Origin of the sequence: Cryptosporangium minutisporangium, from assembly GCF_039536245.1 — a bacterium.
GTDB classification, from domain to species: Bacteria; Actinomycetota; Actinomycetes; order Mycobacteriales; family Cryptosporangiaceae; genus Cryptosporangium; species Cryptosporangium minutisporangium.
In genome coordinates this window covers 18,901-30,919 of record NZ_BAAAYN010000019.1, presented here as the reverse complement: position 1 = coordinate 30,919, position 12,019 = coordinate 18,901, and the positions used below count along the sequence as shown (strand labels likewise).

Genomic DNA, 12,019 nt, shown 5'->3' with positions numbered 1-12,019 from the left:
GCCGTCCCCGGGGAGGCCACCCCTGAACAACGGAACGCAGCGAGCCGGTGGATGCCGACGCGGTTCCCCACCCTCGGCTGCCCCTCACGGCGACGAGTAAACCCGCCCACCGGGGCGATCTTCGTAACCCACTGTGCCGGGGCGTCGCCGGCCGCGCCGACCCCTGATGGTCAGACGAGGCCAGGCACTCTGGTCCGATCGGCGATCACGGCGTGGGCGACGTCGGTGAGCCTCTTGTTGTTGTTGCGTGCGTATGCGCGGATCCGCATGAACGCCTCGTCGACGCTGATCTGGTGGATCTGGGCCACGGCGCCTTTGGCCTGCTCGATGACGATGCGCGTGTTGAGCGCGCCTTGAAGCTGCTCGGTGAGGATCTCGCCGCGATGAATGGCACGTTCCTGTAGCAGCGAAATGGCGGCGACGTCGGCGAGTGCCTGCACGATCGGGACGTCGCTCTCCTCGAATCTGCCGCCCTTCGTGTCGCCGAAGACGTTCAACGCGCCGATGGTCTGGTTACGCAGTCGCAGCGGGAACGCATGAACGGACTGGAATCCGAGGGCGGTGGCCTGGGGAGCGAACCGGGGCCACCGGGAGGATGCCTCGCCCAGGTTGATGTTGATGACTGGTTGTCCGGTGCGGTAGGCCTCCAGGCAGGGTCCCTCTCGGGTCTGCAGCTGGAAGAGCTCGAGGAGTCTCACGTTCTCGTTCGAGCCGGCGAGGAATTCCAGACGGCCGTTTTTGTCGGCCAGCACCAGCCCCACCGCGGCCGCGCTGACGAGGTCGGCGGTCCGGTCGGTGAGCATGTGCAGGAACTCGAGCAAGTCGAACTGCTCGACCAGGGTGTCGGCGACATCAACGAAGATCGACGCCAACCGCTCAGCGGAAACGGTCGTCATGCCTGCCTCCCGGCGTCTGGGCGTGGACTTCCCGCGGTCACGAATCGCCCTGATCGAACCTCAGACGCCCGGCGACGACGTCGCGGGCGATCTCGCTCAAGCCACGGTTCTCGGCGTACGCGTACGCCCGCATGCGGACCATGGCCTCACTGATTGTCCCGCCGATTTGCACCATCACCATCCCTTGAGCCTGGAATAGTTCCGCCCGATGCTCGACCGCGTCGGTGACGTCCTCACCGCCCGCGCCGCCGAGCCCGTCCTGTTCGTCGAGGAGGACCGCGACGGTGACGTCGGCGAAGGTCAACGCGTCGACGAGTTGCTCGGTGGACAGCGCACCCACCTGATCGCGGAAGACGTCGAAGACACCGAGCCGAGCCGCGCCGATCTGCAGGGGAAAAGCGAACACGGCCCGGACACCCCGGCCGTGCACGGCGGGTGCGTACATCGGCCATCGGGCCGTCGCGTCCTCGGTGAGGTCAGCGACGAGTACCGGGCGGCGGCTGTCGAAGGCATCGATGCACGGGCCTTCCCCGAGAACGAACTGCAGCTCCTCGAGCCGCTCGCTCCGTGAGTCGGAGGCGGCGCACACTCCCCGGTCGGCACCCGCGGTGAACACGCTGACCCCGGTCCCCGACGCGGCGAGCGCCTCCGAGGCGGCTCGGCAGATGCGCAGCAAGGTCCCTCTCGTGCCCGGCGAAGAGGGTTGGGCCTCGATGAGGCCTCTGATGACACTCTCCCGCTCAGGCATGCGGTTCACTCGGAGAACGGGAGACCTGTGTCCAGTCACGGAAAAGAAGAAGACGACGCGGAGGGTGATTCCTGCGTGGCACGACCGTGCCTCTCGGTGTCTCGAGTTGACCGCCGAGGGCCGGGGCAGCAGGACCGGAGGCTCCGGTCCTCGGTCAAGAGTACTCGGAGCCGCGTCGGGCTAGCTGTGGAACGCCGTCGAGCGTAGAATCCGAGCGCGGCTTCCTTAATGAGCCGTTGCCCCGGACCCCGGCATCTTTCGGTATGTCGGAGGCGGAGCGATGTCATCGCGCGGCATATTTCACCGATCTGAAGCAGGGCTCACGGTCACTATTTCGAGCCCGCCTTCCAAAACCGGTCGAGCCCGCGTGGATCTCGTCGGCGATGTCGACACGGCAGCATTGTGCTTGTTGTCCGAGGCCGTCGACTGGCTGGCCGACGACGATGTGCCGCCCGGCGTGTTGATCGACCTCGCGGCAGTGACCTTCGCCGGCTCGGCGCTGCTGAACTTTCTCGCCAGGCTCTCCCGCAGGATGCCTGCGGGCACCGAGTTGATCGTGTGGCGGCCGTCCGCGCGAGCCAGCCTTGTGCTCCGGGCCTCCTCCGGGCGATCCGCCCCCCGCACGACCTTCCTGCCGGCCGAGCAATCGTGACGATTGTCCCGCCGGGTACGGCATTCCGGCCGCAACGCCGGGTGCGGCCCGGCGGATTCGCACCCGCCGGGCCGTGCGCCGGATCTACTTGGCGTCGTAGGGGTCGCGGCTGCCGGACTTCGCCAGTCCGCGGCTGACCAGATAACCGACGGTCAGGATGACGATGTAGAGCCACGCGCGGTCGGCGCGGAAGTAGTCGCTGTGCCCGTCGTCGCCGCCGACGACCTGCGAAGCGACCAGCACACCGACGACGGCAACCAGGTAGGCGACTAGTTCGCTGGTCTTGAACGAGGCCTTTGTTTCCGTGCTCAGACGCCGCGTGTGCGGTGCCCGATCGGCGGTTGTGTCGGCCGCGTAGGTGCCGGTGGGATTAGCGGTAGTCATTGCTCTCCAAATTGAGGGCCAAGAAGGGGTGAATCTATTCGGTGTGCCACCAGGAGATACCCCGCCCTCTCCCCGCCAATCGGGAATGGAGAGATCAGCTTCAGGTGATACACGCCTCCGTCGCTTTCGGTTTCGTCGCACTACGACGGTCGGAAGCTGATTTCGGCCGAACCGTCGTTAGCGGCGCCGTAGAGTCGAGCCAGCCGACGGGAATGATCAATGCGTCTCCGACACGGCTCCGCCGCAACAAACGCCCGCTGATCTCGTAATCCCGATCGCGGGCGGACCTCTCCGCCAGGAAGTTGGAACCATGACCGCCCTCGCCCTTCCGCCCAGCGCTCGCGCGGACGGTCGCATCGCGACGCCTGCAGGCATCCTTGCGTACACCACGGCCGGGACGGGCGAGCCGCTCCTGCTGGTTCACGGGCTGGGGGGAACCCGCCGCACCTGGCGTCACCTGATCGACTCGTTGGCGACCACCCACACCGTGATCGCCGTTGATCTCCCCGGTCACGGGCAGTCCGATTCGCCCGCCGGTGACTACTCCCTCGGTGCTCACGCGTCCGCGCTGCGCGATCTGCTCGCGGCGCTGGGGCACTCCAGCGCCACGCTGGTCGGGCACAGCCTCGGGGGCGGCGTCGCGCTGCAGTTCGCCTACCAGTTTCCCGAGCGTACCGACCGGGTCGTGCTGATCAGCAGCGGAGGCTTGGGTGCCGAGGTATCGCCGATGCTGCGGGTGGCGACACTCCCCGGCGCCGCAACCCTCGTGGCCGGCCTCGGGCGGCTCCCGGTGGGCCTGACCCGCCGAATCCTGCCCTTGATCTCCGTGGTCCCGGGCGTGATCGCCCGGGAGGATGCCCGCTCGGTCGCCGAGGATCTCCGCGGGATGGCCCGGGCGCAGCAGCGTCGCGCGTTCCTGCGCACCGCCCGGTCGGTCATCGACTGGCGAGGTCAGACGGTCAGCGCGAGCCGTCAACTCGGTCTCCTCGCGGACCTTCCCGTCCTCGTCACCTGGGGCGGCCGCGACCGGACCATTCCGCCGCACCACCACCGGACGCTCGTCCAGCAGCTACCCGACGCCCATTCGCTCGAGATCGCGAATGCCGGGCACTACCCGCACGAGACCGCTCCCGCCCAGATCCTCCCGGCGATCCACGCCTTCCTCCGGACCACCCAGCCCTATCGGCCTGCACTTCCGGTCCCTCGGACGTCGTCCGGCTGAACGTCACGGTGCCGGCACGCACCGGGAACACGGCCTCGTGTCGATGCGGCTGATGCCGCGCCGACCTAGCTACACGGCAGGCCTGCGCCGTCTCGCATCGGTCGAAATGGCAGGCGGACCGCAGGTCGTCAGCCGGACAGGACGAGGACAAGGCCGCCCGGCCGGGGCACCCCTTCGCGAACCCACGGTCCACCGCTCCGTTCGGATCTCTACGCCTGCCCGGCCCCGGCCGCCTTTGCGTCCTGCTCGATCTCAGCGGTGTCAGCCTTGAGCTGCTTGGCCTCCACCTTCTCGGCGCGGCGCATCTCGCGCTCGACCTTCGACGCCATGTCGGACACGGCGATGACCACCAGCCCGGCGGTCCCGGCGTCCAGGTGTTCGCCGAGTTCCTTGAGATCGCTGCGGCTCATTCCGGCCGCTGCGTGGCCGGCCAGCGCACCGAGCGCTGCGCCACCGGCAGTGGTGGCCGCCAGCAGGCCGCCGCCGATCGCAGCGAACGGGAACAGCGCGACGACCAGACCAGTGGCGAGACCGAAGCCGCTGCCCAGCGCCCCACCGACGCGGGTCGGGGTCTCGTGCTTCTTGACGATCTTCGTCTTGCCGTTGGCGCGTCGCTCGATCACGGCGGCGTCATAGGCGTCGATCAGCCCGACCTTGCGGTGCAGATCCCGCACCAGGTCGTAGTCCGCCTCGGCATCCTCGACTCTCCGGTACACCCCGACGTAGGCCAGGAAAGTGTCGACAGCCATTCCCATCCCTCCTTGCTCATTCGAACGATCAGGTTCGAGACGCTTCGGGGTCGGTCGGGCGGAGCGCCGCTGCGACCTGGTCGATGGCGGCGGCCTCGCCGGGCTCACGATCTGGCCGTGCTCGCGGTGCGCGGCCGCGGCCTTGTTCGCGACGGCGAGAACGAAGCGCCGGTAACCGTCCACCTCGTCGGCCGTTGCCTTGCGCTCCAGCAGAGCCACTGCCGTTCGCAGGTGTCCGAGGCCGTGGTTCCGGAGTTCGTCGTACGAGTGGTACCTGGTGTGGTCAGCCTTGGGCTTGGCCGCCACGATCTCGTCGAGCAGCTCGCTTTGGCCGTGCTCGGCGCGTGCTTCGGCGTAGGCCTTGGCCATCGCCATCGTCTCGCGGATCGTGCCGCCACGAGCGGCACTGATCACGATCATGCCGGCGGCCGGTGGACCTTCCAGCACTGTCTTCCACTCCTCGGGGGAGAACGCATCCTTCGTGGTCATCTCAACTCCTCTCCTCGTCTCGCTTACTGCGACATCGACACGTCGCTGGTCGGGCGCTGCGCGACCAGGGCCTCGAGCCGGGCCAGGTCATAGGTCGCCAGCCAGGTCTCGTTCAGCGACGTACCACCGGCGCGCCGAATCGCGGCCGCCAAGGGTTCGGCCCACAGATGCTCGATCAGCGCCACGGCCGCCGCGGAGCCGGCCGGCACCGCATCGGCCAGAGACCACGCCCACGTACCGGAAGGGTCGGACTCGGGCCCCTGCTCCTCACCGTCGGCCTCGACCTCAGGCCGGGCGAGAAGCCTGATGGCGAGTCCACCGAGGCCCGCGCCGACGCCGGCCGGCGCGGTCAGCGTTTCGAGCGTGCCGTCCGCCGCCCGCGCGACGAGAAGCAGATCGATCAGGCGGACGATCCCGGCGTGCCGGAGCCGGGTGAGCTCGGCGAGAACCTCGCCGGAGAACGCAGGGCGGTCGAAACCCACGACGAGCACCTGCACCGGTGCCATCACTGACGCACCCGGGCGCAGAACTGCCGGTACTCCTCGGTCGTGATCACGCCGGTGTCGAGCAAGTGCTGGAGCGCCAGCAGTGGATCAGGCCCACTCCTCGCCACCGGTGGTGCCGGCGCGGGTGGAGGCGGCGGAGGGTGGGACGCGGCGTACGCCTGGGCCGGTGTCATGCGTCCGCCGTAGTAGGGCACATCGCCGGTCATCCCCGCACGCAGCAACTGCCTGGGCACCAACCGCACATCGGCCTCCTCCCGTCGACGAATTGCAGCGTTGCGCGGATGCGGCCGGTACCGCCTCATCCCCAGCGGGCGGATCTCGCGCTCTCCGCGCCGGACATCGAGGAACACGCGACCGGGCGCACAACTCGCTCAGTGCGGCGACACGTCCGGTCGATTCACCATCCGGCAGTCATTCCCTGCGAGCGATGTCCGGGCGACCGGCTCTCCATAGCGTCGGAGCACCCCACGCCGATGAGTAGGAGCCGCGCATGAGGGCTTCACCCCGACTTCGTCTCTTGGGCGCCGCGTTCGTCGTGGCCGTACTCGCTGCAGTGCCGGCCGCGTGCGCGGAGGGGGAGCCCAGGTCGCGTGCCACCGATCGGCCGAACAATGCGGTCGAGTCCGCGGCCGAGCAGTCCCGCCCTGCCGAGAGCCAGGCCGCGGCATCTCAGCCCGCGAGCACGCAGTCCCCAGCGGCCGCAGCCGAGGACAACACCGCGGTCAGCGTGCTGGGATGCGTTCTGGTGCTGGTTATCGTCGGGCTCTTCGTCGGTGGTCTAGTGCTCTCCCGGTCGCAACGACGGTCGGCGTGGGACCGGCAGGCGCAGCAGCTGCGCTCTTCGACCGTGGCAGCGGCCGAGAGCAGGGTGCCCCCGGTCTTGAACACGACGGGCCGCGCGGACCGCGGCGTGGTGTGGCCACCGATCCGCACCGGGCTCGTGGGGCTCGTCGACCAATGGGACCTGCTCGTCGAGAGCGCCCCCGGCGAATCGCGTCGGGAGTGGGCCCTCCGGCTCAACGGACTGCTCCGGGAGCTGATCGCCGCCGTCGACGCGGAGAGCGAGAGCATCGCGGCCGGAAGGAGCTGGCGGGTGCTGCGGCCCCGGGTCCTGGAGGCACAGCTGGCACTCGACGTGGCGCTGACCGTCGGGCCGGATGCTGCGGCGACGGCTGGCCGGCCGATGCCGCCGTCCTACTGAGCGGGACGGCCGGTCGCGGCTGTGCACACTTTTCTCCCCTCCAGCGGCCCCTGGTGTGCATCGCATCGGCGGCGTCGCTCGGTACGGAAGGAACCACCCTGACGGGATGAGGTGCGTCTCCGCTGCATCGGTCGAGCATGGGTTCTCGTGCCGACGAATGGAGCGACCATGGGTGAGATGGCCAGTGCCCCCGGGGCGCACGTGCAGAGCGCTGCCGCGCCCTCCCCGTTCCCTCCGATCGCCGACTACGCCTTTCTTTCCGACTGCCACACCGGTGCGCTGATCTCGCCGGACGGCTCGGTGGGCTGGCTCTGCGTCCCCAGCTTCGACTCGGCGAGCGTGTTCGGCACACTGCTCGACCGTCAGGCCGGGTACTTCCGGATCGGTCCGTTCGGGGTCCACCACCCGACCGCACGGGCTTACGAGCCGGGCACGAACGTGCTGATCACCACCTGGAAGACGCCGAGCGGCTGGGTCGAGGTCCGCGAGGCGCTCACGATGGGGCCCAGCGAGGACGAGGACGAGGTGACGCCGCACAGCCGGCCGCCGGCCGACGACGACGCCGACCACCAACTCGTGCGCACGATGCGGTGCCTCGAGGGCAGCGTCGAGATGGAGCTGGTCTGCGAGCCGGTCTTCGACTACGGGCGGGTCCCCGCCGAGTGGACGATGGTGACGGACAGCGGCAGGCACATCGCCGACGCGCACGGGGCGGGGCAGACGATCCGCCTGCAGACGGACCTGGCCCTCGGCATCGAGGGCGACCGGGTCCGGGCGCGGCGGACGCTGACCGCCGGCGACGAGGTCTACTGCTCGTTGTCGTGGCAGGCGGGTCTCGCCTCGGTGCCCGACGTCCAGGAGGCCGGTCGTCGGCTCAGCGCCACCGTCCGCTTCTGGCGCGCGTGGCTGGACCGGGCCCGGATCCCCGACCATCACTGGCGCGACCCGATCCAACGTGCCGCGCTGGTGGTGAAGGGCCTGACCTACATGCCGACCGGCGCGACGATCGCGGCGCTCACCACGTCCCTGCCCGAGACACCCGGGGGCGAGCGTAACTGGGACTACCGGTACACCTGGATGCGCGACTCGACCTTCACTCTCCAGGCGTTGCACTACCTGAACCTGGATTGGGAGGCCGACGAGTTCATGCAGTTCGTCGCCGACCTCGAACCCAACGAGGACGGTTCGCTGCAGATCATGTACGGGATCGACGGTCGTCGCGACCTGACCGAGTCCATCCGGAACGATCTGTCGGGCTACGCGGGCGCCCACCCGGTGCGGATCGGGAACGGCGCCTTCGACCAGCGGCAGAACGACGTGTTCGGCGCGGTGCTGGACTGCATCCTGCTGCACAGCCGCCGCAGCCAACGGCTGCCGCGCCGGTTGTGGGCGCTCGTCGAGTCCCAGGCCCGATGCGCCGAAGCGGTCTGGCGCGAGCCGGACCAGGGCATCTGGGAGGCTCGCGGCAAACCGCAGCACTACGTGTCGTCCAAGCTCATGTGCTGGGTCGCCCTCGACCGCGCCGCGAAGCTCGCCGACATCCGTTCGGACGCGGAGCTCGTCAGCCGGTGGCGGGCGACGGCCGAGGAGATCAAGCAGGACATCCTCACCAACGGCCTGACCGATGCCGGCGTGCTGCGTCAGCACTACGAAACCGACTCGTTGGACGCCTCAGCGCTGCTCGCGGCGATCTTCGGGTTCCTGCCCCACGACGACCCGCGCCTGCGCGCCACAGTGGACGCGATCGCCGACGAGCTGACGGAGGACGGCTTCGTCCTCCGGTATCGCACCGACGAGACCGACGACGGTCTGTCCGGCCGCGAGGGCTCGTTCCTCATCTGTTCGTTCTGGCTGGTCTCCGCGCTGGCGATCACCGGCGCCCACCAGCGGGCCCGCGACCTGATGGAGCGCCTGCTGCGGGTTGCGTCGCCGCTCGGGCTCTACGCGGAGGAGTTCGACGTCGCGACCGGGCGTCACCTGGGGAACTTTCCTCAGGCGTTCTCCCACCTGGCCCTGATCGAGGCGGCCGGCCGGATCATCATGGCCGAGTTCCAGCAGGAGTTCGACTGACCGTCCTGCTTGGCCGCTGGGCAGCCACGACGAAGCGCCTCATCCGGAGCGGATGGTCGCCGCTACTCGGCGACGTCCCCCCGATTCGGCTCTCCGGGCTCGCCGGCTCCGGACGAACGGTCCGCGGCCGGCGTCGGAAAGGTCGTGGTGATGCGTTGGCCGGCGACCCGTTCCTGTCGGCGCGCCTGAAGGACGAGCGCCCGGCGATCGCTCGCGGTCAGCCGGGCGTCGGTGAGGCCCCGCGGTGAGAGCCCCGCCTCGAGGACGGTCGAGATCTCGACGCTCAGCACCAGCGTCTGGCTGAGGAGATACAGCACCGCGAAGACCCCTACCACCGTCGCGAAGCTGCCGTAGACGGGTCCGGCCCTGGCGACGAGGGCCGGAAGCACGGTCACGGCCACGGTGAGCAGAGCGGTGATGACGACGGCGCCGATGACGGCGCCGACCCAGAAGTCGCGGATCCGCAGTGGTCGGCAGACCAGCATCTTGTGCGCGATGGCGATGAGCACGACCATCTCCGCTGCCGTCGCGGCCGCTGCGGCGACGCGTTGCACCGCGGGGAGCCCCAGCACCTCGTCGGTGACCACGGCCGAGCCGGCGGAGAGCAGTGCGCTGGCGAAGGCCAGTACGAGAACGACGAGTACCCGGACGTATCGCCGGCCGAGGGGGTAAAGGTCCCGCCGGGGCACGCCCCACATCCGGTTCAGCGCGGAGTAGAGGGCGAGCACGCCGCCGGTGCCGGCGTACACGAGGCTCACCAGCCCCAGGGCGAGCGGGAATCCGCTCGACGGCAACTGGCGCAGCGCCTGCTCTACGTCGGGCCGGATCTGCGGATTGACCAGGCGCTCGAGTAGCTGTTGCTGCAACTCCGGCTGCGACCGGAGCACCTCGACGACGATGACCGTGGCTACGAGCAGCAGCGGGAACAGGCTCAGGAACCCGTAGTAGGTGAGTAACGCCGCCAGTTGTGCGCCGTTGTCGTCGGAGTACTTGCGGAACACCGCCCAGGGAAGGCCGAGGAATCGGTGGCGGTTCTGCAGAACGTCCAGCCGACGCACGATCGACGCCCCGGCCCGGCCCAGCCGGGCACCGACCCGCCGGCCGGCCTCACGCACCACGGCCCGCCCTTCCGGTCGCTCGGACTACTCCGGCTGAAGGTCACGGTGCCGGACGCGCCGGGAACGCCGCCTCATCCCGACGGGGTGAGGCCGCCCCGGCGCGGCCCCGGCCGGCCTGCGCCGGCCACCGTCGGCGAACGAGCCGTGCCGTCGGCGCCGCGGGTCGTCACCCGGGCAGGATGACGACAGGGCCGCCGGTTCGGGGCACGGTGGAGCCGGTGAGATGGGCGCACCCGGGCATCGCGAGCCCAGGTCGCTCCCCGGCGCGCAGCGCGCCGGGCCTTCCACTGAACGGAGGCCGCGGCATGGGGCTAGGAGATCGGCGAGCGAGACGGCGTGAGGAGCGCGAGACGTTCGGACGCGGTGGCAGCGCGCGGCGCTACCAGTTACGGCAGAAATTGATCTCGATCGGGGACGACTACTGGGTCGAGGACGAGGACGGCGAACGGGCCTTCCACGTGGACGGGAAGGCACTGCGGCTCAGGAAAACGTTCCACCTCGAGGATCTGGAGGGACGGCGCCTCTGCACGATCCAGAAGCGAGTAATGCACATCCGCGACACGATGGAGATCGAGGGGCCCGAGGGCGGCCGCATCGCGCTCGTGCACAAGGCGATGATCTCGCCGCTGCGGGACCGGTGGAAGGTCGAGGTGGAGAACGGCCCTGATCTCGAGGCCCACGGAAGCATCGCCGACCACGAATACGAGATCGAGGCCGACGGCCGCAAGGTCGCGAACGTGTCGAAGCGGTGGTTCCGGGTCCGTGACACCTACGGCGTGGAGATCGCGCCCGATCAGGACGCGGTGCTGCTGCTCGCCGTCACGGTCGCGATCGACGAGATGGCCCATGGAGGGAAGTGACTTCGCCGAGGCTAGGAGACCATCCGCTCCGCCTGGTTGACCTCGGTCCACAGCGCGTCGAGGGAGAGGCCGAGTACGTCGGCGATCGCGGCGATGGTCGAGAAGGCCGGGGTGGCTACGCGACCGGACTCGATCTTCCGCAGGGTCTCGGGTGAGACGCCTGCTCGCAGCGCGATGTCGAGCATCGACCGCTGCCCTCTGGCGCGTCGCAGGAGGGCACCGAGGCGCTGTCCGCGTTCGACCTCTGCGGGGGTGAGGGGCAACCTGACCATGACACCAATTCTAGTACCGGGATAGTCTTACCGGGATAGTTATTGGGTATCGCGGGAAGGTGCCAGATGATCGAGGTCTTGAACACCACAGAACTGCCCCGAGCGAGAGAGGCAGGTGCCCTCGTCGCCGGCATTCTGCAGACGCTCAAGAGCCGCTGCGAGGTAGGCACCAACCTGCGGGACATCGACCTGTGGACCCAAGCCATGATCACCGAGGCCGGAGCGCAGTCCTGCTACGTCGATTACGAACCGTCCTTCGGGCGCGGGCCGTTCGGTCACTACATCTGCACGTCGGTCAACGACGCTGTGCTGCACGGGAAGCCCTACGACTACACGCTTGCCAACGGCGATCTCCTGACGCTCGACCTCGCCGTCTCCGCAGGTGGGGTCGTCGCGGACTCCGCGATCAGCTTCATCGTGGGTGACGCGACGTCCTCGGAGACCGTTGCCCTGATCAGCGCGACCGAGCGCGCGTTGAGCGCAGGAATCGCCGTGGCCCGCCCCGATGCTCGCATCGGCGACATCTCCCATGCCATCGGCGTGGTGCTCAGCGAGGCGGGGTACGAAATCAACACCGAGTTCGGCGGTCACGGCGTCGGCTCGACGATGCACCAAGGTCCGCACATCCCGAACACCGGACGACCCGGTCGTGGATACCGACTGCGCCCCGGGCTGCTGCTGGCGCTGGAGCCGTGGGTCATGGCGGACACCGCCGAACTCGTCACGGATGCCGACGGCTGGACGCTCCGGAGCGCGACGGGCTGCCGGACCGCCCACAGTGAACACACGATCGCCATCACCGACGACGGAGCCGAGATCCTCACCCTGCCCCCGCGGTCGCAGCCGTGATCG

14 protein-coding genes are annotated in these 12,019 nt (G+C 69.2%); 6 read left to right on the top strand and 8 right to left on the bottom strand.

Translation table 11 applies throughout. The annotated features are described in order from the left end of the window. Positions 1–170 precede the first annotated feature (170 nt). Positions 171–872 (bottom strand): ANTAR domain-containing protein, encoded by a 702-nt coding sequence (locus ABEB28_RS15800; RefSeq protein WP_376981034.1) that lies wholly within the window; start codon positions 870–872, stop codon positions 171–173. 61 nt (positions 873–933) lie between these two features. After that, positions 934–1,572 carry a GAF and ANTAR domain-containing protein gene (locus ABEB28_RS15795; protein WP_345728851.1) on the bottom strand — a complete coding sequence of 213 codons (639 nt, stop codon included), beginning with the start codon at positions 1,570–1,572 and terminating at the stop codon, positions 934–936. Between the two features lie 439 nt (positions 1,573–2,011). On the opposite strand from ABEB28_RS15795, the gene ABEB28_RS15790 reads away from it, so the two are divergent. Further along, positions 2,012–2,296 (top strand): STAS domain-containing protein, encoded by a 285-nt coding sequence (locus ABEB28_RS15790; protein WP_345728850.1) that lies wholly within the window; start codon positions 2,012–2,014, stop codon positions 2,294–2,296. Between the two features lie 84 nt (positions 2,297–2,380). Here ABEB28_RS15790 and ABEB28_RS15785 read toward each other — a convergent pair whose 3' ends face one another. Continuing rightward, positions 2,381–2,680 carry a hypothetical protein gene (locus ABEB28_RS15785; protein WP_345728849.1) on the bottom strand — a complete coding sequence of 100 codons (300 nt, stop codon included), beginning with the start codon at positions 2,678–2,680 and terminating at the stop codon, positions 2,381–2,383. Positions 2,681–2,990: 310 nt separating this feature from the next. Here ABEB28_RS15785 and ABEB28_RS15780 point away from each other — a divergent pair, with 310 nt between their 5' ends. Continuing rightward, a complete protein-coding gene (locus ABEB28_RS15780; RefSeq protein WP_345728848.1) occupies positions 2,991–3,902 on the top strand; it encodes an alpha/beta fold hydrolase in 912 nt (303 codons plus the stop codon). Positions 3,903–4,111: 209 nt separating this feature from the next. Here the strand turns inward: ABEB28_RS15780 and ABEB28_RS15775 are convergent, their stop codons facing one another. From ABEB28_RS15775 to ABEB28_RS15765, 3 genes are read right to left on the bottom strand one after another with little or no spacing between them, the layout of a single operon-like run. After that, positions 4,112–5,140 (bottom strand): DUF1269 domain-containing protein, encoded by a 1,029-nt coding sequence (locus tag ABEB28_RS15775; RefSeq protein ID WP_345728847.1) that lies wholly within the window; start codon positions 5,138–5,140, stop codon positions 4,112–4,114. Positions 5,141–5,163: 23 nt separating this feature from the next. Then, entirely contained in the window at positions 5,164–5,646 is a 483-nt protein-coding gene (locus tag ABEB28_RS15770; protein ID WP_345728846.1) for a hypothetical protein, read from the bottom strand. Further along, entirely contained in the window at positions 5,646–5,888 is a 243-nt protein-coding gene (locus ABEB28_RS15765) for a hypothetical protein (RefSeq protein WP_345728845.1), read from the bottom strand. Before ABEB28_RS15765 ends, ABEB28_RS15770 begins: the two co-directional genes overlap by 1 nt. A gap of 248 nt (positions 5,889–6,136) precedes the next feature. Here ABEB28_RS15765 and ABEB28_RS15760 point away from each other — a divergent pair, with 248 nt between their 5' ends. Both ABEB28_RS15760 and ABEB28_RS15755 read left to right on the top strand, forming a co-directional pair. Further along, entirely contained in the window at positions 6,137–6,847 is a 711-nt protein-coding gene (locus ABEB28_RS15760; RefSeq protein ID WP_345728844.1) for a hypothetical protein, read from the top strand. 168 nt (positions 6,848–7,015) lie between these two features. Then, positions 7,016–8,917 (top strand): glycoside hydrolase family 15 protein, encoded by a 1,902-nt coding sequence (locus ABEB28_RS15755; protein WP_345728843.1) that lies wholly within the window; start codon positions 7,016–7,018, stop codon positions 8,915–8,917. 62 nt (positions 8,918–8,979) lie between these two features. On the opposite strand, the gene ABEB28_RS15750 is transcribed toward ABEB28_RS15755, so the two are convergent. After that, a complete protein-coding gene (locus ABEB28_RS15750; RefSeq protein ID WP_345728842.1) occupies positions 8,980–10,035 on the bottom strand; it encodes a YihY/virulence factor BrkB family protein in 1,056 nt (351 codons plus the stop codon). A gap of 305 nt (positions 10,036–10,340) precedes the next feature. On the opposite strand from ABEB28_RS15750, the gene ABEB28_RS15745 reads away from it, so the two are divergent. Further along, on the top strand, positions 10,341–10,895 hold the full coding sequence (locus ABEB28_RS15745) for an LURP-one-related/scramblase family protein (protein WP_345728841.1): 555 nt from the start codon (positions 10,341–10,343) through the stop codon (positions 10,893–10,895). Positions 10,896–10,906: 11 nt separating this feature from the next. Here ABEB28_RS15745 and ABEB28_RS15740 read toward each other — a convergent pair whose 3' ends face one another. Then, positions 10,907–11,167, bottom strand: a complete 261-nt coding sequence (locus ABEB28_RS15740) for a helix-turn-helix domain-containing protein (protein ID WP_345728840.1) — start codon at positions 11,165–11,167, stop codon at positions 10,907–10,909. Between the two features lie 66 nt (positions 11,168–11,233). Here ABEB28_RS15740 and map point away from each other — a divergent pair, with 66 nt between their 5' ends. Then, positions 11,234–12,016, top strand: coding sequence for a type I methionyl aminopeptidase (gene map, locus ABEB28_RS15735; protein ID WP_345728839.1), 783 nt, complete (start codon positions 11,234–11,236; stop codon positions 12,014–12,016). Positions 12,017–12,019: the final 3 nt, after the last annotated feature.